Below are 25,073 nucleotides of genomic sequence, written 5' to 3'. Positions count from 1 at the left end.
GGGGTTTTTACTCTGTTTGTTGTGGTTTCGGTCCCCACGGTCCCTAGGGAAGTGGGGGTTGTTCCCCCCTTTCTGCCCCCCCCCCCCCCCCCTCTCCCCCCCTCCCCCCCCCCCCCCGCCGCAGTGTTTCCGGGGTTCCGCCCGAGCGGTGCGGCGGCGATGCGGGGGCCCGCGGCCGGGCGTCCCGGGAGTGCGGTCCTGCCTGCGTCGAGGGCCGGGGGCGCCCCGCCGCTCAGGAACAGGACATTCCGGGATCAGAAACCCGCCGCGGCGGAACGTCCCGTACGCACCGGGACTCCTGAGAGGAAGCCGGCCTCGACCGGTCGGCCCTCGTCCCGGGAGCGTGCGTACGCCGCGGGGTGCGTCCATCGCCCCTGGCCGGCCGATCAGTTCGCCCGCCGGAGGACCGTGAGGAGTGTGCTGTGGAACGTCGACGTCTCCTGGCCCTGTCGGCCGTCGCTGCCGCTGCCCTCGCCGCCGGGTGCTCGTCCCGGGACGGCGAGGCCGGCCCGCCGTCCTCCGCCGGGGCCCGGCAGGCCGTCGAGGCGTACGTCGAGGCGCTCAACTCCCGTGACGCCACCGCGCTGATCGCGGTCGGCGGTGTCGAGGACGAGGCCTGGTCGCGGCGGGAGGCCGCCCGGATCCTCGCCGAGCGAGGCGGACGGCGGTGGAGGATCAGGCAGGTGGAGATCGGCGACTACATGGGCCCGGACACCGGCTCGGCCCGGCTCGTCGCCGGGAACGCGACGGGCGAGGTCGTGCGGGACACGTTCACCGTGACGCGCGAGGGCGGCTCCTGGCATCTCGTGGCCTTCACCCAGCAGCCGGCCCCGCCGGGCAAGGAGTCGTCGTCGACGGACGGGCCGGCGGCCTGACGTACCCGTGTCAGGGGGCGGGCGGGCGCTGGGCCAGCAGATACGTCCGTCGGCTGGCGTGTTCCGTGCCGGGGTGCGGGGCGCGGTCCAGACGGGCGGTCACGGTCAGGCCCGCCTCGGCCAGGGCCCGGGTCTCGTCGTCGGGGTCGAGGAAGTGGAAGGTGAGGTCGACCTCGTGGTCCCACCAGTCGGTGATCCGGCGGGAGCCGCCCGGCGCGGTGTCGGCGTCGCCGGTGTGGAAGGCGAGCAGGGCGTGCCCGCCGGGGCGCAGCACACGGGCGAACTCCCGGTACGCCACCGCGCGCTGCGGTCCGGTCAGATGGATCAGGGCGTAGCAGCACAGCAGCGCGGCCAGCGAGCCTGAACGGACGGGCAGGGCGGTCATGTCGGCGGCGGCGAAGGGCAGGCCGGTCGAGCGGCGGGCCACCGCGCACATCCCCGGTGACAGGTCGAGGCCGCTGACGCGGGTGCCCCGGTCGGCCAGGTAGGCCGTGACATGGCCGGGGCCGCAGCCGACGTCGAGGACCGGGCCGTCGCCGGCCAGCTCCGCCAGGGTGTTCAGCAGGGCGCGGTCGAGGGGCTTGGCGTCCAGCTCCCCGGCGATCTCGGCGGCGTAGCGGTCGGCGACGGTGTCGTAGCTGTGGCGGGTCGAGCGGGAGGGCGGCACGGGACCTCGCTGTCCGGGCAGGGGCGTTGGCGTTCCTCTGGCCCGTCCAGTATCGGTGGCCGCCGGGCACCACGCAGGTGGTTTCCTGGCCGACGGGGCGGTCGCGCCCCGCTCAGCGCCGCGAGCCGAGGGAGCGGTCGCGCCGCGCCCAGTGCCGCGGCGGAGGGGGCGCCCGCGCCGCGCTCAGCCCGCCGTCACCTTCGCCAGTTCCGCGAGCGGCAGGGTGTGCTGGGTCTGGAGGACCTTGGCGCGCAGGTAGCGGACGTTGTGGGCGGTGGTGAAGACGCCGGTGGGCACCCGTTCGTGGACCGTGATGCCGAGGTCGCGCAACTGGTCCGCCTTGTCGGGGTTGTTGGAGAGCAGGTCCAGCCCGGTGACGCCCAGGGCGCGCAGCATCTGGGCGGCGGCGGTGTAGTCGCGGTCGTCCTCCGGGAGGCCGAGGGCGGCGTTCGCCTCGTAGGTGTCGAGGCCCTGGTCCTGGAGGGCGTAGGCGTCGAGCTTGTTGTAGAGGCCGATGCCGCGGCCCTCCTGGCGGAGGTAGAGCAGGACGCCGCCGCGGGCCGCTATCCGCTCCACCGCCTCGCGCAGCTGCGGGCCGCAGTCGCAGCGGGCCGAGCCGAAGACGTCCCCGGTGAGGCACTCGGAGTGCAGGCGGACCAGCGGGGTGCTGCCGGGTGCCGGGTCGCCGAGGACGACGGCGAGGTGCTCGGCGCCGTCGGCCAGACCGTGGAAGGTGACGAGTTCGGCGTCCACGCGGTAGCCGTCGGGGAAGCTCAGCGGGACGCGGACGCGGGCGCGCTGGGTGGCGGCGGGGGTGTCGGGCATCTGGGTCTCCGTCCGGCGTCGGCGAGGACCTGCCCGGTGGGACGGTCCAGCCGTGTGTTTCAGATTTGAAGCACAGGTTCTGGCGGTGACGCTACTCCTGCTTGAAAGTTGAAGCAACTAGGGTGTGGCGCGCCTCACACGCCCGGTGTGCCTCGCGGCTCCCGCACGCCTCGCCGGCCGGGCGCGTCCAGAGGCTGCCCGACGCCCCCTACCGCTCGGCCCGCGCCCCTACTGCTCCCCCCGCACCCCCTGCTGTTCCTCCCGCGCCCCGCACGACCGCCGCAGCCACGGCACCTCCTCTGTGGGCGCCTGCTCGAGGCCGCCCTTGATCCGGGTGCAGATCTCCTCCAGGTGGCGTACCTGGTCGGTCGTGAGGAGGTCGAAGAGGTGGGTGCGGACGGTCTCCACATGGCCGGGCGCCGTGCGCTCCAGGACGGCCATGCCCTCGCCCGTCAGGGCGGCGATGCTGCCGCGCCGGTCGGACGGGCAGCCCTCGCGCGCGACCAGGCCGTCCTTCTCCAGGCGGGTGACGGCGTAGGTCAGCCGGCTGCGGGTGATCTTCAGGGCCTCGGCCAGGTCCGTCATGCGCAGCCGGCGGTCCGAAGCTTCGGAAAGAGTCGCCAGGATGGAGTAGTACAGATGAGGCATGCCGGCGTCCTGCTGGAGCTGCCGGTCCAGCGCGTCCTCCAGGAGGTGCGTCGCGGCGACGTACGCGCGCCAGGCGCGCTGCTCGTCGGGGGTGAGCCAGCGGGTCGTCATGCCACCAGTGTAAGTTTGCTTAAAACTTGAACCAAGTCGCCTGCCGAGAGAGACCGCGCCGATGCCGTTCCCGTACGTCCTGCTCTCCGCCGCCGTCTCCCTCGACGGCTACCTCGACGACACCGGCCCGGACCGACTGCTGCTCTCCTCACCGGCCGACTTCGACCGCGTCGACGAGGTACGCGCCTCCTGCGACGCGATCCTGATCGGAGCCGGCACCCTGCGCGCCGACAACCCCCGGCTGCTGGTCAACTCTGCCGAACGGCGCGCCGCGCGCCTCGCCGCCGGACAGCCGGAGTTCCCCCTCAAGGTCTGCGTCAGCGCCACCGGCGACCTCGACCCCGAGGCCCGCTTCTGGCACACCGGCGGCGAGAAGGTCCTGTACACGACCGACAAGGGTGCCGAGCGCGCCACCCGGGCCGGCGTCCCCGCCGACATCGTCGGCCTCGGCGACCGGCTCGACTGGCGGGACGTACTGGAGCATCTGCACGACGTACGGGGAGTGCGGCGGCTGATGGTCGAGGGCGGGGGCACCGTGCACACCCAGCTGCTCCAGCAGCAGCTGGCCGACGAGCTCCAGCTCGTCCTCGCGCCCCTGTTCGTCGGCGACCCCGGGGCGCCCCGGCTGTTCGGGCCCGGCGGATACCAGGACGGGCGGCTGCGGCTGGCGGAGAGCCGGCGGATCGAGGACGTGGTCCTGATGCGCTACGAGCCCACGCAGCCGGGCGGCACGGACCTCGCCGTGCCCGCCGACCGGCACTGGCTGGCCCTGGCCTGCGAGCTGGCGGCGCTGTGCCCGCCCTCGGAGACCGCGTTCAGCGTCGGTGCCGTCGTGGTCGCCGCCGACGGCACCGAGCTGGCCCGCGGCCACTCCCGCGAGGGCGGCGACCCCGTCGCGCACGCCGAGGAGGCCGCACTCGCCAAGATCGACCCGGCCGACCCGCGGCTGCCCGGCGCCACCGTCTACTCCAGCCTGGAGCCCTGCGCCCACCGCGCCTCCCGCCCGGCCCCCTGCGCCCGGCTCATCCTCGACGCGGGCGTACGCCGGGTCGTCACCGCCTGGCGCGAGCCCGACACCTTCGTCACCGCCGCCGACGGCAGCGGACTGCTCGCGGCCCACGGCGTCGACGTCGTGGTGCTCCCCGCGTACGAGGAGTCGGCCAAGGCGCCCAATCTGCATCTGCTGGGCTGATCTCCTGAAGGGCCCGTGGCCCCTGCGGAGGCAGGGCCCGGACCGCTCCCCCGAAGGGCGGAAAGGCCGCTCAGCGGGGGTGGGGAGCAACCGTTGTGCGTCCGGTCCCGCGGATGGCGTACACTGGTTTCACCGACGCGGGGTGGAGCAGCTCGGTAGCTCGCTGGGCTCATAACCCAGAGGTCGCAGGTTCAAATCCTGTCCCCGCTACTGAAGACTCAGGGCCGGTGTCCATGCGGACACCGGCCCTGAGTCGTTCTCCCTTCGCTTCCCCCTCCCCTTCTCCCCCGGTCGGACCGCCCCCGCTCGCCGCCCCCGCCCGGGGCCGCGACCCTGGACGGACGCGGCCGAGCGGCGGCCCGCGACCAAGGCTGCGGGAGACAGGGTGGCGCCGGGTGAGGAGAGGGGCGCCGGTGCACGCGGCCGGCGCGTCGGCCCGCCGCCCGCCGAACGACGGCGGGTCTCCTGGACCCGGACGTTCGTCCGCGCCCTGCCCGCCCTGCTGATCGGCGTCGGGGCCGTCTACGACTGGCTCACCCCCTCCGTGCACACGGCCGCCCCCTTCTTCACCGCCGCGCCCCTGGTCGCCGCTCCGCTCTACTCCCGGCGCGGCACGCTGCTCACCGGCCTGGTCGCGCTCGCGGTCGTGGTGGTGGTGCACGCCTTCCTCGGCATCGCGCTGGAGGCCGAGTCGGTCACCGAGGAGATCACCGTGGGGACCGTGGCCTTCCTGGCCGTCGTCATCAACAACCTGGTGCGCCGCAGCAGCGAGCGGCTCGCCTCCGTGCGGGAGATCGCCGAGGCCGCCCAGCGCGCGGTGCTGCCCGAACCCCCCGGACGGATCGGCCGCTTCGAGATCGCCGCCCGCTACGAGGCCGCACAGCAGGGCGCCTTCATCGGCGGCGACCTGTACGCCGTGCAGGACACCCCGCACGGCGTACGGCTCGTGGTCGGGGACGTCCGCGGCAAGGGCATGGGCGCGGTGTCCGCGGTCGCGGTCGTCATCGGGGCGTTCCGGGAGGCGGCCGAGCAGGAGGCCACGCTGGAGGCGGTCGCCCAGCGTCTGGAGCGGGCCCTGGAGCGCGATGTGGGGCGGCGGCTCGGGCCGGAGGCCGAGGAGGGGTTCACGACCGCCGTGCTCGCCGAACTCCCGCACGGCGACGGGATCGTACGCCTGCTCGACCGTGGGCATCCGCCCCCGCTCGTGCTGCACGCCGACGGCACCCTGCACACGCTGGAGCCCCGTGTCGCGGCGCTGCCGCTGGGCCTCGGCGACCTGGAGCCCCTTCCGGTGCGGGCCGAGCAACGGCCCTTCCCCGCCGGGGCCACGCTCCTGCTCCACACCGACGGGCTGTCCGAGGCGCGCGACGCCGAGGGGGTGTTCTACGACCCCGCGGCGCGGCTCGCCGGCCGGGTCTTCCGCGGGCCGGAGCGGCTGCTCCAGACCGTCGTGGAGGAGGTGCGCCGGCACACCGGGGGCGCGCTGGGCGACGACATGGCGCTGCTCGCCGTACGGCGGCCGGGAGCGGTGGCGCGGGGGCGGACCTGAGAGAGGCCGATGTCACCCCAGGTGATCGGACGACTGCCCTCCGCATAACATCTGAGTCACCGTCAGAAACTGGGACGGTACCGAGTCGCGGTCAAGTCGCCCGTTTTTGGCCGTTCATGGGCCGAAAGTTCTGGCCAGAAACTGTAATGATCAAGCGGAACGGCTTGGAATTAGGCACCGGGTTCTATTAACGTCCGATAACGCAGCGCGGTCGTCCCAGCCGTCACAAGAGGCGGCTCCGTGCGCACGCGCCGAATCCCGCAAGGGAACCGGGGAACCACCAACTTGGGGTGAATCGGGCGTAATCCGCCGCGAAATCGGCAGATATACGCGCGTAGGAGACCTTCCTGCTCCGAACCCGTCAGCTAACCCGGTAGGCGAGAAGGAAGGAAAGGAGCACGCCCACGTGGCGTCCAACCCGCCTGTCCCGCAAGCCCCGTTCGTGCCGGGCCAGCGCACCGCCGACACCGAGACCTTCGTCTACGGCGGTCCCCGCACCGACGACGGCCCGTGGGAGGAGTGGAACCCCACCGCGGACTCCGTCCGTCCCGTGCGCGGCAAGCACCGGGTCTCCAAGCAGCGCGGCGGCGGTCTCGCCCGCAGCTCCACCGTCCTCGGCGTCGGCGTCATAGCCGCCGTGGGTGCCGGCGGTATGGCCAGCGCCCAGTCCGGCAAGCCGCCGGTCGCCATCTCCATGCCCGACCTGCCCTCCGTCAGCTCCTTCCTGCCGGGCGAGGAGCCCGTCGAGGAGACGCCGCAGGCAGCGTCCCCGCTCAGCTCGATCGGCACCACCGCGGCCGACACCACCGAGGGCACCGCCGACGCCGGTGAGGCCCTGCGCGCCCGCATCATGGCGCAGGCCGAGCAGCAGCAGGACCAGGCCGAGGCCAGGGCCGTCGAGGCCGCGCAGGCCGCCGCGGAGAAGCAGGCCGCCGAAGCCGCCGCCAAGGCCGAGAAGGAGGCGGAGGCCAAGGCCGCCGCCGAGAAGGCCGCCGCGGAGGAGGAGGCCCGCAAGAAGGCCGAGGCCGAGCGCCTCGCCGAGCTGGCCCGCCAGTACACGCTGCCGACCTCCTCGTACACGCTCACCTCCGTCTTCGGACAGGCCGGCTCCATGTGGTCCTCCGGCTACCACACGGGCCTGGACTTCGCCGCTCCCACCGGTACCCCGCTGAAGGCCGTCCACACCGGCACGGTCACCGAGGCCGGCTGGAGCGGTTCCTACGGCTACCGCACCGTCCTCACCCTCGAGGACGGCACCGAGGTCTGGTATGCCCACCAGTCCTCGATCAACGTCAGTGTCGGCCAGCAGGTCAACACCGGTGACGTGATCGGACGCGTGGGTGCCACCGGCAACGTCACCGGCCCGCACCTGCACCTCGAGGTGCACACCGGCGACGGCGACGTGGACCCGATGGCCTGGCTCCAGAGCAAGGGCCTCAACCCCTGACGACCCGGGAGGTCCCCGGCCGTGCGCCCCGGCGCGCACATCGCCCGAGGACTTCCCGAATCCCCGGCGGTCCTGACGACAACCCCCCGACGTCAGGGCTGCCGGTTCCTCATGTGCGGTACGGGTTGTGGACGGGACGGCCGCCGGGAAGTCCCTGGACGCCGTACCCGTAGTGCCCGAAGGACCCGTAGGGCCCGTAGTACTGCGGTGCGGGAGCAGTCGTCCTCACCGCGTACCGGAGTGCCGGGCGGGCCGCCTCGCGCCGGGCCCAGAGCTCGTGCAGCAGCTCGCGCTCCCGTACGACGAAGTCCGCGCCGGCGCGGCCCCTGCGCCCCCGGTGCCGCAGGAACGCCAGCGAGGTCGCGTACGCCTCGTACTGCGCCACCTGCCGTCCGCCCGGTGAGCCGAGGTGGTGCCGGGCGTACTGACGGGCCGTCCGGCGGGCCCGCATCGAGCCGAGCGCGTACGGCTCCCCGGGCGTCAGCCAGCCCGCCGCCACATACGCGGGCAGTTCCTCGCGCACCGTGCGCAGTTCGCGCTGCCGGGTCCAGACCACCAGCCAGGTCAACAGGCCGAACGCGGGGACCATGAACGCCCCGTACACCGCGAAGAAGCCGTACGGGCCGAAGGTCGCCGAGCCGTTCCACAGCGCGTGCATGCCCATCGCCGTCAGCAGGCCCGCCAGCGGCAGCAGCACGCGGCGCAGACGCTGGCGCTCGCCGGACAGCGCGGCGACGCCGAAGCCGATGCCGGTCAGCACGGTGAAGAGGGGATGCGCGAACGGGGACATGATCACGCGGACGAAGAAGGTCGCGGCCGTCACCGAGGCGATGCCCGAGTCGCCGGCGAGCTGGTCGGTGCCGAAGGCGTTGCCCAGGTAGAGGATGTTCTCGGTGAACGCGAACCCGGTCGCGGTGACACCGGCGACGACGACCCCGTCGACGATCCCGGTGAAGTCGCCTCTGCGGAACAGGAAGACCAGCAGCAGCGCGGCGGCCTTCGCGGACTCCTCGACGACCGGCGCCACCAGCGTGGCACCGAGGGTGTCCGCGCTGGTCGGGTCGGCCGTCGCGGTGGCTATCCATCTCGTGGCGAAGCTGTTGGCGACGATGGCTATCAGCGCCGCCGCGCAGGCCCCCCAGGCGAAGCAGAAGACCAGGTTCCGCCAGGGGCCGGGCGCCACCCGGTCCAGCCAGCGGAACGCGGCTATGAGCAGCGGCACGGGCAGCACCGCGAGGCCCAGGCCCACCAGGAAGCCGTCCGTACCGGTCTGTTCGCGCACCAGGGCCAGGATCACGAGGCCGGAGAGCGCGAGAAGGACCGTCAGCGCCGTGTAGCGCACCCAGACGCGCTGCCACCAGTGCGGGTGCCGGCGCGAGCCGCGGCCGAGCGGGTCCTGTGCGGGGGGCGTCGGGTACGGGGGAAAGATGGCCACGACATCGACCCTAACGAGACAGGGGCGCGCCCCGCAGTTGCGTAAGGGGCTCAGGCGCCGGGGGTTTCGTGGGGGGTGGGGGCTCCGTAAGCGGTGGACTGATCGATTTCTGCGGTCTCTGTGGCCCCGACAGGCTTCACGCGGCGGAACAGCAGATCGTTCACGACGTGGCCCTTGTCCAGCCCCTGGCCCTCGAACCGGGTCAGCGGGCGGTGGGCGGGGCGCGGTGCGAAGCCGCCGTCGTCCTGGGTGTTCTCGAAGTCGGAGTGGGCCGTCAGGACTTCCAGCATCTGCTCGGCGTAGGGCTCCCAGTCCGTGGCGCAGTGCACCAGGGCGCCCGGTCTGAGGCGGGTGGCCGCGAGGGTGAGGAACTCCGGCTGGATGAGGCGGCGCTTGTGGTGCCGCTTCTTCGGCCAGGGGTCGGGGAAGTACACGCGCAGCCCGTCGAGGGAGTCGGGGAGGAGCATCTCGCGGAGCAGGATGATCGCGTCGCCGTTGCCGACACGGATGTTGGACAGGCTGGTGCGGTCGGCGAGGTTGAGGAGATTGCCCTGGCCCGGCGTGTGGACGTCCACGGCCAGGATGTTGGTGTCCGGGTCGGCGGCGGCCATCTGCGCCGTGGCCTCGCCCATGCCGAAGCCGATCTCCAGGACGACCGGGCGGTCGTTGCCGAACAGCTCACCGAGGTCGGGGATCTTGTGGCCGTCGATGTCCAGGCCCCACTTGGACCACAGGCGCTGGAGCGCGTCGGCCTGACCTGCCGTGACACGGCTGCGGCGCGGCTGGAAGCTTCGGATCCGCCGCTCGAAGTGCGACCCGGCGGGGTCGGCCTTCGGGCCGTCGGGGAAACGGGGCTCTCCCTTGGCGCGGGGAAGCGGGGCTGCGGGGGTGTGGGGCGACTCAGACACAGTGGGGTCGAGTCTACGGCGGCGGGATGCGCGGGGCGGCCGCGCGGCGGGCCGAGGGCGGTGCGCGGCCCGGCGGGGACACGCCCCAGGGCCCGGAGCTCCCGCGAGCACGTCCTTCGGCCGCCCGGGGGCACCGGGTCCCGGAGCCCCCGTGGGCACGTCCCTCGGCCGCCCGGCCACGGAGGAAGACACCTCAGCCGCCCTCCCGCCCCCGGACGGAAGCGAAGGGTTCCCCGCGACCCACCCAATGCCCTAGCCACTGGCCCCTCGCCACCGACCCCACACCCCACCACCCGCCTCACGGTCGGTCCCGCCCCGTCTCAGACCCGGGCCAGTGCCGTCAGCGCCAGGCGGGCCACCTCCCGGCCGATCGGCAGGGAGGCGGTCGCGGCGGGGGAGGGGGCGTTGAGGACGTGGACGGCCCGGTCCCCTTCCTTGATCAGGAAGTCGTCGACGAGGGTGCCGTCGCGCAGCACGGCCTGGGCCCGGACCCCGGCCGGGGCGGGCACCAGGTCCCGCGATGTCACGGCGGGCAGCAGCCGGCGCACCGCCTCGGTGAAGGCGGACCGGGACAGCGAGCGGTGCAGCTCGCCCGCGCCGTAGAGCCAGTGGCGGCGGGCCATCCGCCAGGCCCCGGGCCAGGCGAGGGTGGTGGCCAGCTCGCGGGGGCGCACGGTGGACCAGCCGTAGCCCTCGCGGGCGAGCGCCGGCACCGCGTTGGGACCGATGTGGACACCGCCGTCGAAACCGCGCGTGAGGTGGACGCCGAGGAAGGGGAAGGCGGGGTCGGGCACCGGGTAGACGAGGCCGCGCACCAGGTCGGGCCGGGCCAGCTCGTAGTACTCGCCCCGGAACGGGATGATCCGCATCTCGGGCTCGTCACCGGTCATCCGGGCGATCTCGTCGCAGCGCAGCCCGGCGCAGTTCACCAGGACGCGGCCCCGGACGATGTCGCCCCGGGAGGTCCGCACGGCCACCCCGAGGTCGGGGCGGCGGTCCACCCGGGCGACCTGCGCACCGTAGCGGATCTCGGCGCCGGACGCCTCGGCCAGCTGCCGGGCGACCCCGACGAAGTCGCACACGCCCGTGCTGCCGACGTGTATGGCCGCGAGGCCGCGCACCTCCGGCTCGTACTCGGCGATCTGGGCGGAACCCAGCTCCCGCACCGGAATGCCGTTCTCCCGGCCGCGCTGCACGAGTCCGTGCAGCCGGGGCAGCTCCGAGCGCTCGGTGGCGACGATCAGCTTGCCGGTGACGGCGTGGTCGATTCCGTACTCGGCGCAGAACTTGACCATCTCGGCGGCACCCCGCACGGCGTACCGCGCCTTGAGCGAGCCGGGACGGTAGTAGATGCCGCTGTGGATCACTCCGCTGTTGCGGCCGGTCTGGTGCCGGGCGGGACCCGGCTCCTTCTCCAGCACCGTCACACGGGTGCCGGGCGCGGCACGCGTGATCGCGTACGCGGTCGACAGCCCGACGATCCCACCGCCGATCACGAGCACATCGCAGTCGTACCCGATTGAACGCACCTGGCTCCACCTCCCGGCTTCGATAGTGCACTGCGCCACTGACAATCGTTTGAAACCCAGTGCCTTCGTGGTGTCCGTCCGGGAACGCGGGGGGTGCGGCGGCCCGGGGCGTCACCGCGGGCACGCGTACGGCCGGGGGCGGCCCTGCCACCCGGTACGGACGGGCGTCGGGGCTCCCCGCCGCTACGCCGGGGTCATCAGCAGGGGCCGGGCCCTCTCGCGCAGCTCCACCACGCGCGGCTCGTCCCCGTAGGGCTCGAGGCGGTGCAGGAGATCCTTGACGTACTCCGTGGTCCGGGCCGACGAGATGCGCCCGGCGACCTCCACCGCCCGCACGCCCTGCTCGCACGCCGCGTCGAGGTTGCCCGACTCCAGCTCGGCCACGGCGGAGACGACCAGCCGCAGGCCGTGGGAGCGCACGAACTCCTCGGTCGGCTTGGACAGGGCGTACTCCGTGAAGCGGCGGACCTGGCGGGGTGCCTTGAGGTCGCGGTAGCACTCGGCGGCGTCCGCGGCGAAGCGGTCGTAGGAGTAGAAGCCGAGCCAGCCGGGGTCGTTGTCGCCGTCGCGCGAGCGCTCCAGCCAGCCCTCGGCGGCCTTCAGGGCGGCGCCGGCGGCCTGGGCGTCACCGGCGCGCGCGTGGGCGCGTGCCTCGACGAGCCGGAAGAAGCTCATCGTGCGCGCGGTGGCCAGGCCGCGGTTGCGCTCCAGGGCGGCCTGGGCGAGGTCGACGCCCTCGTCGCCGAAGCCTCGGTAGGTGGCCTGGAGCGACATGGAGGCCAGGACGTAGCCCCCGAGGGGGACGTCCGCGGCGGCCCGGGCCAGGCGCAGGGCCTGGATGTAGTAGCGCTGGGCCGCTTCCTGCTGTCCCGTGTCGAAGGCCATCCAGCCCGCGAGACGGGTGAGTTCGGCACTCGCGCCGAACAGGGCCCGGCCGACGTCGTCGGAGTAGGAGCCCAGCAGCAGAGGGGCCGCCTCCACTCGGAGACACTCGGGGACCATCGACGAACGCCAGTCCCCGCCGCCGTACTTGGAGTCCCAGCGCCGGGCGTCCTCGGCGGCCTCCCGCAGCTTGCGCACATCGCTGTGGCCGACTTTGAGCGGTGCGCCCGAGCCTTCCGTGTGGCTGGCCTCGCGCGCGACCGAACTGTCGGCCGGGGTTATCAGCCAACGGGACGCAGGCGTCGCGTACGCGGTCACGGCGAACGATCCGGCCAGCGACTGCCAGATGCCGCCGGAGCCGGCGCGACGGCCGGCCAGGTCGAGGCGGTAGAGCTCGGTGGCCGACCTGACGGCCTGGCCGACGTCTCTGGGGAAGGCGAGGCCGACCTCGGGCGCGGGGTCGGCGTCCGCCAGGCCGATCTCGTGCAACGGCACGGGACGGCCCAGCTTCTGGCCGATGGCGGCCGCGATCAGGTGCGGAGCGGCGCCCTGCGGCACCATGCCCTTCGACACCCAGCGCGCCACCGACGTCTTGTCGTAGCGAAGCGTCAACCCGCGTTGTGCGCCGAGGTCGTTGACGCGCCGCGCGAGGCCTGCGTTGCTGATTCCCGCGAGGGCGAGAACGGCGCCGAGTTTCTCGTTCGGCCCGCGTTGCTCCCTGGACATGCGCCACCCCTCGACACAGACGGCTGCCGCGCTGGCATAACCACGCGGCATTCGTAAACCCAGCGTAGTTCGCCGCATCCCAAGCGTTAAGGGGCATTGTTCCGGTTGGCGGGATTGTTGCCCGTACTCAAGTACGGGCCGGGCACGGTGCGTTGCGGCGTGCCCCCGACGTGTGGCCGTGCGCCTGTGCGTGCGCTCTACTCCGGCCATTCGGGGAGCGGTTCCATGGCTGATGCGTGGGTCGGCCCGCTGTACTGGATCCAGTGGGCTGGGGGACACCGCCGCCTCCATCCCCGCGGGCGGCGGACCGGTCCGGGGGGCGGGTTACGCCTCCCGGGCTGCGCGCGCCCGGGCCGGGCGCAGAGCCTGTACGGAGCGTGTGCGGCGGGAGCCCAATACACCATCCACAGACCAGAATTGGCCGAAAATCGCCCCCAGGCCTGATGTGTGATCAGCCCCCCGACCATGGGAGTTGAGGGCGCGCACGGGGTTTCGGGGGCTCACTCGGGGGCGCATTCACGTCGCACGCGCCCTGCCCCACCGGGCGGTCGACCCGGTGACCACCGCCGCACTCCACGTGGCGCATGCGGCTCCGCCAACCCTCTGTGACGCGTTCTTCGTGGCAGCATGGTGAACCGTTCGTACGGTGCACTGATTGTCCACAGCTCGTGGAGGCGTCGATGCGGTGGTTGGTGGGATGGAGCAGCGCCGCCGCGGGGGCCGTCGCCCCCGGCTCCGCGGGCGCCACCGGGTACGAAGGCGAGACCCTCCATCCGGTCGGCTCCCAACTCCTGTGGGGCGACCCCGATCCGCTGTGGGCGGTCGGCGACTGGCGGCCCGACGAGGTGCGCGTCGTCAAGGCCGACGAGCACAACCGCCTCGCCGTCCTGGGTACCTGCGGCGCCAGCGACGAGGAACTGCGCCTCGGCCTCTTCACCGCGCGCGGCGGCGCCCTGCGCCATCTGACCGCCTGGGCCGGCAGCTACACGGCCGTGGTCCAGGTCGGCCGCCGCGTCACCGTGTGCGGTGATCTCGCGGGCGCCCGCCCGGTGTTCCACACCCCCTGGGCCGGCGGCACCGCCTACGCCACCGCCGCCCTGCCGCTCGCCGACCTGATCGAGGCCAACCTCGACTTCGGCCATCTCGCCGCGCTGCTCGCCGCCCCGGACGTTCCCGCCGCGCTCTACGACTCCACGCCCTACGACGGCGTGCGCCGCATTCCGCCGGGTCACGCGCTGATCCTGCGCGCCGGGGCGCGCGAGGTCGCCGGTTACGAGCCCGTCGCCTCCCTCGCGGTGGCCGCGCCCCCGGCCGACCCCGGCAGCGCCGTCGGCGCCGTGCGCGAGGCACTCGTCGACGCCGTCCGCGCCCGCCTGGCCGCACCCCGCCACGTCCCGGGTACGGGCATCGACCCCGGCCCGGTGCCGGGGATGGGCCCCGCCGAACGACGCGCACAACGCGGGACACCGGTCCCCGGCATCGGCGCCGACCTCTCCGGCGGTCCCGCCTCCAGCACCCTGGCCCTCCTCGCGGCGGGCCTGCCCGGTATGCCCGGCACGGTCCTCGGCCACGGCACGGGCGCGGGCGAACGGCTCCTCGCGGTCACCTTCAACGACCTCGCCGTCGGCGGCACCGAGGCCGAAGTGGAGCGTGCCGGTGAACTCGCGGCCAACCCGCGTCTGCACCACGTCGTGGTGACCGGTGGGGAGGACACCCTGCCGTACGCCGAGCTCGACGGTCCGCTCACCGACGAACCCAGCCCCTGCCTGGTGACGGCCGCCCGCCACCGCGCCCGGCTCGCAGCGGGCAGCGCCGACCACTTCACCGGCCACGGGGCCCGCCAGGTCCTGGACGCCCACCCCGCCCGGCTCGCCGACCTCCTGATGGACCGCAAGAGACGCCACCTGGTCCGCCCGGTCGCCGCGCTGGCCAAGGCGGACGGCTCCGTGATGGTCCCCGCGCGCGTGTACGCCGCCGCACGCAGGCTGGCCCGCACCTCCTACCGCACCGGCGTGGAGAACCTCGCCACCCGCCTCCTCGACCGCCGCTTCGACGACCCCGGCGGCGCGGCCGACGCCTCCCTCGCCGCCCTCGCCTGGGGCGGCCCGGGTCCAGCCGCCCGCTGGCTCACGGGAGAGGCACTGGCCGAAGTATCGATTCGCTTGCAGGCGGCCACCAATCGCTCCGGAGTGGGCCCCGGACAACGCCCCGGCGACTACCGCGCGCGTGCCGCCCTCGCCCGTACGGCCGCCGACATCCGCGTCCTCGAACAGGCCGCCGAGATCCGCTTCCAGCGCCTGCACGCCCCCTTCCTGGACAACCAGGTCGTCCGCGCCTGCCGTGCGCTCCCCGAGGCCCTCCGCGTGCAGCCGGGCGCCCGGGCGTCCATCCTGAGCACCGTCCTGAAGGGCGCGGGCGTGCCCGACCTTCCGCCGGGCTGGGGCGCCCCCTCCCACGCCCCCACGGCAGCGGCTGCCCGTACGGGCCTGCGCGTGGCCGCCGACACCCTCATCGCCCTCTTCGACACGCCTCTGCTGGCGCAGGCCGGCCTGATCGAGGCCCGAGTGGTCCGCAAGGCCCTCCGCTCCGCGGCCGCGGGCGAGGTCCTCCCTCTGGACGGCCTCGCCGAACTCGTCTCCCTCGAGCTCTGGCTCACCCGCCTCTTGGCCCGCCGAGGCACGTGCTGGACCGGCACCCCCGCCCGGGCCCGCGCGGTCCCCGCGGGAATCCGCCCCCAACGAGGCGCCCTCGGCGCTGGCACACCCGCGAGAAGAGCCTGACGACCAGGGCACTCCGAAACCCGGCGTTCCGATATGCCGCCCTCATGGGGGCTGAGGATGGGGCGGCGCGCAACTCGGCGCTACGAGGTGCCTCCCCCAGAGGGGGGACCCCCAGCCCACCCGTGCCGCCCTGGGGGTACCTCCCAGGCCCTTAAGGCACTGGGGGAGGCACGCATGCCCGCAGCGGCGGGGGCGGCGAGCAACCCGCGGCGACGGAAAGTCGCGTACGGCGGGGAGGGGACGGGGCGGGGGGTGTCCGCCCGCAGCGGCCGCCGCACAACACCAGAACCCCCGTAGGAGGCCAGTCCGGCGGACCGAGGACGGACACCCCCCGCCCCGGCCCCGCACGACAACCCCACGTAAGGCGCTACACCCACCCCCACCGGACGCGAGCAGGCCGCCGCAGGCACCCCCACCTACGAGCAGGTGAACCGAGACTGAGCCCAGTCGGCGAGCGCCAACCCGTCGAAGTGGCTGTGCGGTTCCACGACCAGCCGAATGGCCCGGTAGCCGCTGATGCCGACATGGACAGGCACAGCAGCGTCCCCACCCTTCACCCGGTCGGACCGCCACAACAGTTCCCCGTCGCCGTACACGCTGAAGTAGACCTTCCCGAGCTTCAACGTCATGTCGTCGACACCCACCACGGCGTCATAGGCGCTGCACTCACGGTTCAGGTCGATGGTGACCGACGAGTCACCGTGCACCGTCACGCCGTACGGATAGACCCGCTCCCCGATCGACAGCTCCCCCCGCTGCCACACCCAACTGCTCTCCCCGATCCGCATCTCCGGCTTCGTACCGTCCCCCGAGACGTCGTAGGCCAGCTCACTCCACCGGTAGACGACCGGAGCAGGCGGGGGAGTCGGCGTGGGAGTGGGGATCGGCGTAGGAGTGGGCGTGGGCGTGGGCGTGGGCGTAGGCGTGGGACGGGGAGCAGGACTGGCAGGAGGCGAAGGCAGGGGCGGGACGGGCCGAGGAGTCGCGCGGGTCGGCGTAGGCGGAGGCGTGGGCGTAGGGGCGGGAGCGGAAGCGGCGGCCACCGGCTCCGGGGCAGCGGGCGGCGGAGACGACGGCGCGGGGACGGACGCCGGCGGCTCGGGCACGACGGCGGGCGTGGAGGCGGGCGGCCGGGCCACCGGCTCCTTGGGCGTGCTGTCGCCGACCAGGGCGAGCGCGACGACAGCGGCCGCCACGGCGACGACACCGGCCGCGATCCCGGCCTTGACGGGCGCGCCGAGCCCCTCGGAGGCGACCGCGCCGGAGCCGGAAGACGAGCCGCCCGCAGCGGCGGCGGCACCCGCGGCCCCCGCCCCCACCCCGCCGGCGACGAGCGCGGCGGCCTTGGCGTACCCGGCGGCACCGAACCAGCCGATGACAGCGACCGGCACGACCGCGGGGATGCTGCCGGCGACCTCTTCGATCTGAAGGGCGGCCAGCCGGCACTTGGCGCACTCGTCCAGGTGCTTGCGCAGCCCGCGCTCGGCACGGGTGCGGAGCTTGCGGCGGGCGTAGGTGCCGAGCTGGTCGGCGTAACGGGCGCACTCCTCGTCCCCGGCGAGGGAGGCGCTGACGTGGGCCTGGAGATAGGCCTGCTTCAGGCCCTCGCGAGCCCGGCTGGCCAGCACGCGCGTGCCGTTGGCGTCGAGTCCGAAGAGCGTGGCGACGTCGCTGGGCGACTCGTCCTCGACCTCGGTGTGCCAGAGCACGGCCTGCCAGCGCTCGGGCAGCGAGCGGAAGGCCTGCATGGCCATGGACTGTTCGGCCTCGTGCATGGCGAGGACGTCGGCGCCGAGATCGAGCGTGTCGGTGTCGGAGACCTCCGAGGCCCGGGAGGCCTGCGCGGCGAACAGCGCGAAGTCGTCGACCAGTTGCTCCCGCTTCGCGGAGTTCGTCCAGTTGGCGGCCACGCGGCGGACGCTGGTGAGCAGATAGGCGCGGACGGCGTGCTCGGGGCCAGAGCCGCCGCGGACCGCCTGGAGGGCACGGGCGAAGACCTCGGCGGTGAGGTCGTCGGCGGTGTGGGCGTCACGGCAGCAGGTGCGGGCGTAGCGGCGCACGGCGTCGGCGTGGCGGCGGTACAGCTCCTCGTACGCGGTGTCGTCGCCGGAGCGCATCCGCTCGATCAACTCGGGGTCGGACGGCGGCAGGACACCGTCCTCGCGCCGACCGCGCTGAGCGGGAACGCTTTCCTCTGGCGGGACGTTTCCTCCGCCTGCCGGGACGTTTCCCCCGCCGAGAGGCTCGGCACCGGAGGGGGCACCCGGGCGACCGCCCTGGCTGGGCACCTGTGGCGGGACACGGCCGCCGGTCTCCGTGCCGCCCTCACCGAGCGACTCGTCCCGCCCCTCAACGCTCATCGCGGAAAGCCCCCGACGTCAGCCAACCCGACCCGACCACCGGGCCAGACTGCCACACCGGATTTCGGCGAGAGACCCGCGAGTCCGGATCGTCCACTCGTCCGAGGGCACAGAGCGACAGCCGCTACCGAACTTCACCCGTTCGAGGTACGAAGGGGCGGCCCAAGCCACCCCCGACAACGCAGCCCGAACCACCGACCACGAGCCGACAACTCACAAGCCGACCCAACCCACAAGCCGACCCAACCCACAAGCCGGCCCGACCCAGAACCACGACGGCCCCCAGCCACCCACACCACATCAAGGGCAGCCAGGGACACCGTCACGTCACCGCACAACTCACCCCGCTCAGACGGGCGGCCGAGACCGCAGCCCCTCCAGCAGGATGTCGAGCAGCCGCGCCGAAGCCGCCGCCTGCTGCGCCGGATCCGGCAGCGCAGGCGCCGCCGTGGCGATCACCAGCAGCACGTCCGACACCGACACGTCCGGCCGCAGCTCACCGGCCGCGCGGGCCCGCTCCACGAGCTGGCCCACCACCTCCAGCAGCGCCGCCGCACCCGCGTCGTCCACGGTGTCGTCCGGCACCAGCCGCAGCTCGCCCGACCCGGGCTGACTGCGCTGGTGCGGCACCCGCGCCTCGCCGGGCCGCTCGGGCCGCTCGGGCCCGTCGGACTCCTCGGCCACGCCGACCCGCAGCACCTGCGGCGGCAGCAGCCGCCCGGCGCCCGAGGCCACCGACGTCCGCAGGAAGCGCGACAGCGCCGACCACGGCTCGTCCTCCTGGCCGAGTGCCGCGCGCGCCTGGTCGGTCAGCCGGGAGGTCTCCTCCTCGGCTATCCGGCGCACGAGCACGTCCTTGCTCGGGAAGCGCCGGTACACCGTGCCCACACCGACCCTGGCCCGCCGTGCCACGTCCTCCATCGGCGCGCCGTACCCGAGCTCGCCGAAGACCTCGCGCGCCGCACGCAGCACGTGCTCGAGGTTGCGCTGTGCGTCCACCCGCAGCGGCGTCGAGCGCCCACCGTCCCCGCGGCCGTTGCTCACCGCGCCGCCGGTTGCCACGGCGGAAGCGGAAGCCCAATGAGAATCCTGAATATGCATACGTAATCCCCCGGTAATGACGTCTCCCCCCGGAGACTCTCCCCGCCATTTGGATGCCGGAGCGCGCGGAAGAGAGCCCGACCGGGACCCGCTCACCGCGCGGACCCGAAGAGCGCATCCCCCTACACCCCGTCGACATACGAACATAGTTGAGAGGGAGTCAATTCAGAAGGGGCAGGTTCCGCACGGAGCGCCCCCCGATCGGAGTACGCACCGCATACGTCCTGATTGCGCCCGCTTGCGCCCCGGGGTAGAACCCTCTGACCTGCGCACCGGACCAAGACTCCGGCAATTCGCCCAACACGGTCCGTCGACGTCCTCCGGTCACACAAATTGTCGAGGCTGTGGACAAACGAAGGCTCGGGGTGCGTCATGGGATGGTGAAGGAACGTGCGCGCATTCTCGTTGTCGGCGGCGGCTACGTCGGGATGTACACGGCCCTGCGCCTCCAGCGGAAGCTCAAAGCGGAACTCAGGCGCGGGGACGCCGAGATCACGGTCGTCACTCCCGACCCGTACATGACCTATCAGCCGTTCCTGCCCGAGGCGGCCGCCGGGTCCATCTCCCCGCGCCATGTCGTCGTCCCGCTGCGCCGCGTGCTGCCGCGTTGCCGGATCGTCGTCGGCGAGGTCACCCGCGTCGACCACGGCCTGCGCACCGCGACCCTCACCACCCTGGCCGGCCGGGAGGGCACCGGCCCCGAGCACGTCGCCTACGACGAAATCGTCCTGGCCCCCGGCTCGGTCGCGCGCACCCTGCCCGTCCCCGGACTCGCCGAACACGGCGTCGGCTTCAAGACCGTCGAAGAGGCCATCGGCCTGCGCAACCACGTCCTCGAACAGATGGACATCGCCTCCTCCACCCGCGACCCCGCCCTCCGCGACGCCGCCCTCACCTTCGTCTTCGTCGGCGGCGGCTACGCAGGCGTCGAGGCACTCGGCGAACTGGAGGACATGGCCCGCTACGCCGCGCGGCACTACCACAACGTCAAGCCCGAGGACATGAAGTGGATCCTCGTCGAGGCCTCGGACCGCATCCTCCCCGAGGTGGGCCCCGACCTCGGCCGCTACACCGTCGCCGAACTGCGCCGCCGCAACATCCAGGTCCTGCTCGGAACCCGTCTGGAGTCCTGCGCCGACCGCGTCGCCGTCCTCAGTGACGGACAACGATTTCCCACCCGTACGGTCGTATGGACCGCAGGCGTCAGGCCGCACCCCCTGCTGGCCGCCACCGATCTGCCCCTCACCGCCCAGGGCAGGCTGCGCTGCACCGACCGCCTCACCGTCGAGGGCGTCGCGCACGCGTGGGCCGCGGGCGACGCCGCCGCCGTCCCCGACAGCACGGCGCACGACGGCCGCGACTGCGCCCCCAACGCCCAGCACGCGCTGCGTCAGGCCAGGACCCTCGGCGACAACCTCGTACGCTCCCTTCGCGGCGACCCCCTGGAGCCGTACGCCCACAAGTACGCGGGCTCGGTCGCCTCCCTGGGCCTGCACAAGGGCGTCGCCCACGTCTACGGACGCAAACTCAAGGGCTACCCGGCCTGGCTGATGCACCGCACGTACCACCTCAGTCGCGTGCCCACCGTCAACCGCAAGGCGCGCGTGCTGGCCGAATGGACCCTTGCCGGCCTGTTCAAACGGGAGATCGTCTCCCTCGGCTCACTCGAACATCCCCGAGCGGAGTTCGAACTCGCGGCCGGTGGAAAGCCTTCCGAGGACCCGAAGGGGTCGTCCTGACCCGAAGCAGGAACTCAGTAAATCGGCCAGGCGTCTGACGGATGTCGGCCCGGTCCGCCACACTGCCAGACTGGTCCACGCTTCAGGACGGACCACCACCCGCCCTGCCATCCCACGAGGCTTTTCCCAAGTGCTCTATTTCCCGGGGACGGTACCCACCGCCCGCGCCCCCGGGGGCCCCGGCCGGGTCCGGAGCGGCCGACGACGACTAACACGAGGCAAGGATTCGTGAACTTCACGCGCTGGAGCGCCCGGCTCCCCGGAACGCAGCGCCGCGCCGCAGCGCGGACCGACACCGCGGTCACCCCCGAGTGCCGGGGAGAAGCCCGCGGCGAGGGCTCCGTCCCCGCGGCCCGCGCCGAACGGCCCACGGACGGCCAGGCCGGCGTACCCGCCGTCGACGATCTCCCCGTCCGCGAGGTCCTCGCCCGAGTCCCCGCCCTCGTCGCCCTCGTCCACGGCCCCGACCACCGCCTCGCCTACGTCAACGACGCCTACGCCACCGCATTCGGCGCCCGCCCGCCCGGCGAGGCCGCCGCCCGCGCCCTGCCCGAACTCGTCGAGCTCGGCCTGCTGCCCCTGCTCGACCAGGTCCTGCGCAGCGGCAAGCCCCGCACGGTCAAGTCCCGCAAGGCCTGCGACGGCCGCTCCTACACCTTCACCTGCACCCCCGTCGCCGAAGGCGGCGCAGGCGACCCCGGCGACCCGGGCGTTCTCGTCTTCGCCACCGACGTCACCGACCACGCCGAAGCCGCCGAACGCCTGCGCGCCAGCGAGCGCCGCCAGCGCGAGACCGCCGTCACCCTCCAGCGCTCCCTGCTCCCGCAGGAACTCGAACAGCCCGACGACCTGCGCATCGCCGCCACCTACCAGCCCGGCGGCACCGAGGCCGCCGTCGGCGGCGACTGGTACGACGTCATCACCCTCGGCGGCGGCCGCACCGCCCTCGTCATCGGCGACGTCATGGGCCGCGGCGTCCGCGCCGCCGCCGTCATGGGCCAGCTCCGCACCGCCGTCCGCGCCTACGCCCGTCTCGACCTGCCCCCGCACGAGGTGCTCCAGCTCCTCGACGGCCTCGCCACCGAGATCGACGCCAACCAGATCGCCACCTGCGTCTACGCCATCCACGACCCGAACGAGGGCCGGCTGGTGTACGCCTCCGCGGGCCATCTGCCCATCCTCGTCCGCGACGAGAACGGCACTGTCCAGCGCGCCGAAGAACCCACCGGCCCCCCGCTCGGCACCGGCGGCTGGATTCACTCCTCCGGCTCCATCCCCCTCGGCCCCGGCTCCACCGCCGTCCTCTACACCGACGGCCTCGTCGAACGCCGGGACGCGGACCTCGACGAAGGCATCGCCGCCCTCGAACGCGCGCTCGCGGGCGCCACCGGCAGCCCCCAGGTCATCTGCGACCGCCTGCTGCGCTCCGCCGGAGTCACCGCCGACCACGACGACGACGTGGCCGTCCTCGTCCTCCAGCAGCCCGCCCACACCGGCAGCGAGGGCGAACTCTTCCGCAACGCCGCCCTCGAACTCCTCGGCGGCGTCGAGGCAGCCCCGCGCGCCCGCGCGTTCGCCTCCGGGGTACTGACCAGCTGGCGGTTCCCGGCCGAACTGCACGACCTCGGGGTCCTCGCCGCGAGCGAGCTCGTCGCCAACAGCCTCCAGCACGGGACGCCGCCCATGCGCCTGCGGCTGCGCCGCACCGACCGCCGTCTCATCGTCGAGGTCACCGACGGGGACGACCACCTGCCCCGGCGCCGCCGCGCCGAACCGGGCGACGAGTCCGGCCGGGGCATCGCGATCGTGGCCACCATCGCCTCCAACTGGGGCAGCCGCCGCACACCGGGCGGAGGCAAGGCCGTGTGGTGCGAGTTCGCCCTGCCGAAGACATGACGCGGCGGCCGGCCGGGAACAGGGTCACTGTCCTCGGCCGGCCGCCAACCGTCCGTCCGTCTCTCAGGCCTCCGCGGGCACCGGCTCCGCCGCCGCCCCACCACGGGCCACGACACGGTTCCGGGCCGGCCACGGGTGGTCCTGGGACTCGGTCAGCCGCCGCCCCAGCCCCAGCGCCAGCACACTGATCCCCACCGAGAACAGCAGGAACGTCACGATGTACGGGGCGTGCAGCGAAGCCCCCATCGGCCCCCCCACCGCCGGACCCACCGCGAGCGCCAGCTGCTTCACCAGGGCGAAGGCGGAGTTGTACTGACCGGCCATACCCGTCGGCGCCAGATCGGCCACCAGCGGAGCGACGGTCGGCGACAGCATCGCCTCACCCAGCCCGAACAGCGCGTACGTCGACACGAACGCCGCCGTCGCCATCGCCTGGCTCGTGTGACCCAGCCCCGCGTACCCGGCCACGATCCACGCCAGGGACCAGATGAGACCCACGGCCGCGATCACACGGGAACGACGCCGCCGCTCCACGAACCGCAGCACGGCGAACTGCGCCACGACGATCACCGCGGTCTTGGCCGCCAGCGCCGTGCCCAGCGCGGACGTCGATATACCGGCCGCCTCCACACCGTAGGCGGCCAGCCCCGACTCGAACTGTCCGTAACAGGCGAAGAAGAGCACGAAGCCGAGGACCATCAGCTGGACCATGGCCCGGTTCCCGAGCAGCTGCTTCCAGCCGCCCCTGGCGGACTGCGCCGGGCTGTCGCCGATCCGCGGCGAGTGCGGCATCCGCACGGTCGTCATCACGACGGCCAGCAGCAGGAACATCGCCGCCTCGATCGCGAACAGCAGGGTGAAGGACGACACGCGCGAGGTGTCGACCAGGTGGCCGCCTATCAGCCCGCCCACGCCGAGACCCAGGTTCTGGAGGAAGAACTGCATCGCGAACGCCCGCGACCGGGTCTCCGCGGTCGAGCAGTCCACGATCATTGTCGCCAGGGCCGGCTGCATCACGGCCTGACCCGCGCCCAGCGCGGCCGCCGACAGCAGCACCGTCGCCGCACTGCCCGACAGACCCAGGCTCAGCGCCCCCAGCGCGGCCGTGACCAGGGCGACGAGCAGCACCGGAAGCGGGCCACGCCGCACGATCGCCCGACCGGCGAACGGCAGCACGATCAGCGCGGCCACCGCGAAGACAGCGAGCACCAGGCCCGCCGTCGTGGCACCCAGGCTCCGCACCTGCGCCACATAGACGTACAGGTAAGGAACCGTGAAGCCGAGCCCGAACGCGCTGAGTGCGTTGCCCACGTGGATCCGGCGCATCGCTGCGCCCATTGCCCTGGTCACGTTCACCTCAATCGGTAGAAGTTAGGAGTGAAGACTTCGAAGCTAAAGTTCGAAGCTAAACAGTACACCTCGAAGGACTTCGACGCCAAGCGAGGCCGTGCGATACTGCCGTCATGGGCGACAACCCCGGCGTCAGCGAGCCGACACTCGACGAACAGATCGCCGCCTACCAGCGCGAGTTCCGGGACCTCGACCCCCAGGTCGAGAAGATCGTCTCGGCGCTGTCCCGCCTGAACCGGCGGATGAACGTCGCCTACGGCCGCCAGACCGCTGCCCTCGGCATCAGCAACGCCGAGTGGGAGGTCCTCAAGGCCCTCGTCCTGTCCGGCGTCCCCTATCGCATGGGCCCCAGCGAGCTCGCCAAGCGACTCGGCCTCACCCCGGCCGCCATGACCCACCGGATCGACCGGATGGTCGCCGAGGGACTGGTCACCCGGGAGCGCGACGAGTCCAACCGCGTCCGGGTCATCGTCGAGCTGACCCCCGAGGGCCGCGAGAAGTGGCTGGAGGCCATGCGCCTGGCGTCGGGCTTCGAGGAGGGCCTCCTCCAGGACCTCACCCCGGCCGAGCGCACGGTCCTCGGCGAGGTCCTCGCCCGGCTGCTCCGCCGTGTGGAGGACGCCCAGCCGGACGCCGGCGGGCGCCTCACCGACCTCGACTGAGGTCCGCCCGCGCGATCCCAGGAGGCCACTTGACAGCCCCCTCCCCGATCCGTAAAGTTCTTCGGGTTGCCGCGGGGCCGTAATGGTTCTCCGGCAGTACCTCCCGCCGCATCAGCGGCAAACCAAACCACAGCAAGATCTCCAGACGGGGTCGATTTCGGCGTGCCCGAATTCAATTCCGAATGGGGACTCCGCACCCCCGATCACCTCGATTGGGAATCGCGGAGGAGATCCGCTAAGGTTTGAGACGTCGGAACGGCCCAACAGCCGGGAAGACAAACCCCCCTGACTGGGAATCAGACGCCGAAAGGATCTGATAGAGTCGGAACCGCCGGAAAGGGAAACGCGAAAGCGGGAACCTGGAAAGCACCGAGGAAATCGGATCGGAAAG

General features: G+C 73.1%; 18 protein-coding genes, 1 tRNA gene and 1 riboswitch. Of the genes, 9 read left to right on the top strand and 10 right to left on the bottom strand.

Going from position 1 to position 25,073, the window contains the following annotated elements:
• Positions 1–422: 422 nt before the first annotated feature.
• Positions 423–875, top strand: coding sequence for a hypothetical protein (locus tag ACZ6SQ_RS37485; protein WP_469570380.1), 453 nt, complete (start codon positions 423–425; stop codon positions 873–875).
• A 10-nt stretch (positions 876–885) separates the two neighbouring features.
• Here ACZ6SQ_RS37485 and ACZ6SQ_RS37480 read toward each other — a convergent pair whose 3' ends face one another.
• The 3 genes from ACZ6SQ_RS37480 to ACZ6SQ_RS37470 form a co-directional block, all read right to left on the bottom strand.
• Complete coding sequence (locus ACZ6SQ_RS37480; protein ID WP_469570378.1) at positions 886–1,542, bottom strand: class I SAM-dependent methyltransferase; 657 nt, start codon at positions 1,540–1,542, stop codon at positions 886–888.
• A gap of 183 nt (positions 1,543–1,725) precedes the next feature.
• A complete protein-coding gene (locus ACZ6SQ_RS37475) occupies positions 1,726–2,367 on the bottom strand; it encodes a GTP cyclohydrolase II (RefSeq protein ID WP_469570376.1) in 642 nt (213 codons plus the stop codon).
• Between the two features lie 228 nt (positions 2,368–2,595).
• Positions 2,596–3,126, bottom strand: coding sequence for a MarR family winged helix-turn-helix transcriptional regulator (locus ACZ6SQ_RS37470; RefSeq protein WP_469570374.1), 531 nt, complete (start codon positions 3,124–3,126; stop codon positions 2,596–2,598).
• Positions 3,127–3,187: 61 nt separating this feature from the next.
• Between ACZ6SQ_RS37470 and ACZ6SQ_RS37465 the strand changes: the two genes are divergently transcribed.
• From ACZ6SQ_RS37465 to ACZ6SQ_RS37450, 4 genes are all read left to right on the top strand, one after another.
• Positions 3,188–4,318, top strand: coding sequence for a dihydrofolate reductase family protein (locus ACZ6SQ_RS37465; protein ID WP_469570371.1), 1,131 nt, complete (start codon positions 3,188–3,190; stop codon positions 4,316–4,318).
• Between the two features lie 136 nt (positions 4,319–4,454).
• Positions 4,455–4,528: transfer RNA gene (locus tag ACZ6SQ_RS37460), tRNA-Met, on the top strand.
• Between the two features lie 175 nt (positions 4,529–4,703).
• Positions 4,704–5,867 (top strand): PP2C family protein-serine/threonine phosphatase, encoded by a 1,164-nt coding sequence (locus ACZ6SQ_RS37455; protein ID WP_469570368.1) that lies wholly within the window; start codon positions 4,704–4,706, stop codon positions 5,865–5,867.
• A 239-nt stretch (positions 5,868–6,106) separates the two neighbouring features.
• Positions 6,107–6,262, top strand: a riboswitch (cyclic di-AMP (ydaO/yuaA leader).
• Between the two features lie 11 nt (positions 6,263–6,273).
• Positions 6,274–7,314, top strand: coding sequence for a M23 family metallopeptidase (locus ACZ6SQ_RS37450; RefSeq protein ID WP_469570365.1), 1,041 nt, complete (start codon positions 6,274–6,276; stop codon positions 7,312–7,314).
• 109 nt (positions 7,315–7,423) lie between these two features.
• On the opposite strand, the gene ACZ6SQ_RS37445 is transcribed toward ACZ6SQ_RS37450, so the two are convergent.
• The 4 genes from ACZ6SQ_RS37445 to ACZ6SQ_RS37430 all read right to left on the bottom strand — a co-directional run bounded on the left by ACZ6SQ_RS37445 (position 7,424) and on the right by ACZ6SQ_RS37430 (position 12,794).
• Entirely contained in the window at positions 7,424–8,749 is a 1,326-nt protein-coding gene (locus ACZ6SQ_RS37445; RefSeq protein ID WP_469570363.1) for a PrsW family intramembrane metalloprotease, read from the bottom strand.
• Positions 8,750–8,799: 50 nt separating this feature from the next.
• Positions 8,800–9,657, bottom strand: coding sequence for a tRNA (guanosine(46)-N7)-methyltransferase TrmB (gene trmB, locus ACZ6SQ_RS37440; RefSeq protein ID WP_469570360.1), 858 nt, complete (start codon positions 9,655–9,657; stop codon positions 8,800–8,802).
• A gap of 320 nt (positions 9,658–9,977) precedes the next feature.
• Positions 9,978–11,186 carry an L-2-hydroxyglutarate oxidase gene (gene lhgO / locus ACZ6SQ_RS37435; protein WP_469570356.1) on the bottom strand — a complete coding sequence of 403 codons (1,209 nt, stop codon included), beginning with the start codon at positions 11,184–11,186 and terminating at the stop codon, positions 9,978–9,980.
• A 183-nt stretch (positions 11,187–11,369) separates the two neighbouring features.
• Positions 11,370–12,794, bottom strand: a complete 1,425-nt coding sequence (locus tag ACZ6SQ_RS37430) for an MFS transporter (RefSeq protein WP_386384720.1) — start codon at positions 12,792–12,794, stop codon at positions 11,370–11,372.
• 680 nt (positions 12,795–13,474) lie between these two features.
• Here ACZ6SQ_RS37430 and ACZ6SQ_RS37425 point away from each other — a divergent pair.
• On the top strand, positions 13,475–15,574 hold the full coding sequence (locus ACZ6SQ_RS37425; RefSeq protein WP_469570352.1) for an asparagine synthase-related protein: 2,100 nt from the start codon (positions 13,475–13,477) through the stop codon (positions 15,572–15,574).
• 416 nt (positions 15,575–15,990) lie between these two features.
• Here ACZ6SQ_RS37425 and ACZ6SQ_RS37420 read toward each other — a convergent pair whose 3' ends face one another.
• Both ACZ6SQ_RS37420 and ACZ6SQ_RS37415 read right to left on the bottom strand, forming a co-directional pair.
• Complete coding sequence (locus ACZ6SQ_RS37420) at positions 15,991–17,934, bottom strand: sigma-70 family RNA polymerase sigma factor (RefSeq protein WP_469570349.1); 1,944 nt, start codon at positions 17,932–17,934, stop codon at positions 15,991–15,993.
• A gap of 348 nt (positions 17,935–18,282) precedes the next feature.
• A complete protein-coding gene (locus tag ACZ6SQ_RS37415) occupies positions 18,283–19,035 on the bottom strand; it encodes a TetR/AcrR family transcriptional regulator (protein ID WP_469570347.1) in 753 nt (250 codons plus the stop codon).
• Between the two features lie 377 nt (positions 19,036–19,412).
• On the opposite strand from ACZ6SQ_RS37415, the gene ACZ6SQ_RS37410 reads away from it, so the two are divergent.
• Positions 19,413–20,774 (top strand): NAD(P)/FAD-dependent oxidoreductase, encoded by a 1,362-nt coding sequence (locus tag ACZ6SQ_RS37410; protein ID WP_469570344.1) that lies wholly within the window; start codon positions 19,413–19,415, stop codon positions 20,772–20,774.
• Between the two features lie 228 nt (positions 20,775–21,002).
• Positions 21,003–22,670: an ATP-binding SpoIIE family protein phosphatase gene (locus ACZ6SQ_RS37405; RefSeq protein ID WP_469570342.1), complete on the top strand. Its 1,668-nt coding sequence runs from the start codon at positions 21,003–21,005 to the stop codon at positions 22,668–22,670.
• Between the two features lie 63 nt (positions 22,671–22,733).
• Here the strand turns inward: ACZ6SQ_RS37405 and ACZ6SQ_RS37400 are convergent, their stop codons facing one another.
• Positions 22,734–24,008, bottom strand: a complete 1,275-nt coding sequence (locus ACZ6SQ_RS37400) for an MFS transporter (RefSeq protein ID WP_469570383.1) — start codon at positions 24,006–24,008, stop codon at positions 22,734–22,736.
• 125 nt (positions 24,009–24,133) lie between these two features.
• Between ACZ6SQ_RS37400 and ACZ6SQ_RS37395 the strand changes: the two genes are divergently transcribed.
• Positions 24,134–24,682, top strand: a complete 549-nt coding sequence (locus ACZ6SQ_RS37395) for a MarR family winged helix-turn-helix transcriptional regulator (RefSeq protein ID WP_389338869.1) — start codon at positions 24,134–24,136, stop codon at positions 24,680–24,682.
• The last annotated feature ends 391 nt before the right edge of the window (positions 24,683–25,073 follow it).

Source organism: Streptomyces sp. NPDC048600, assembly GCF_055587025.1.
This window is presented reverse-complemented; position numbering and strand designations above follow the sequence as displayed.

Excerpts from the sequence above, each read along its gene's own strand:
- ACZ6SQ_RS37475 (WP_469570376.1), bottom strand. The coding sequence starts at position 2,367 with ATGCCCGACACCCCCGCCGCCACCCAGCGCGCCCGCGTCCGCGTCCCG.
- ACZ6SQ_RS37470 (WP_469570374.1), bottom strand. The coding sequence starts at position 3,126 with ATGACGACCCGCTGGCTCACCCCCGACGAGCAGCGCGCCTGGCGCGCG.
- ACZ6SQ_RS37465 (WP_469570371.1), top strand. The coding sequence starts at position 3,188 with ATGCCGTTCCCGTACGTCCTGCTCTCCGCCGCCGTCTCCCTCGACGGC.
- ACZ6SQ_RS37430 (WP_386384720.1), bottom strand. The coding sequence starts at position 12,794 with ATGTCCAGGGAGCAACGCGGGCCGAACGAGAAACTCGGCGCCGTTCTC.
- ACZ6SQ_RS37425 (WP_469570352.1), top strand. The coding sequence starts at position 13,475 with ATGCGGTGGTTGGTGGGATGGAGCAGCGCCGCCGCGGGGGCCGTCGCC.
- ACZ6SQ_RS37420 (WP_469570349.1), bottom strand. The coding sequence starts at position 17,934 with ATGAGCGTTGAGGGGCGGGACGAGTCGCTCGGTGAGGGCGGCACGGAG.
- ACZ6SQ_RS37415 (WP_469570347.1), bottom strand. The coding sequence starts at position 19,035 with ATGCATATTCAGGATTCTCATTGGGCTTCCGCTTCCGCCGTGGCAACC.
- ACZ6SQ_RS37410 (WP_469570344.1), top strand. The coding sequence starts at position 19,413 with ATGGTGAAGGAACGTGCGCGCATTCTCGTTGTCGGCGGCGGCTACGTC.
- ACZ6SQ_RS37400 (WP_469570383.1), bottom strand. The coding sequence starts at position 24,008 with ATGGGCGCAGCGATGCGCCGGATCCACGTGGGCAACGCACTCAGCGCG.
- ACZ6SQ_RS37395 (WP_389338869.1), top strand. The coding sequence starts at position 24,134 with ATGGGCGACAACCCCGGCGTCAGCGAGCCGACACTCGACGAACAGATC.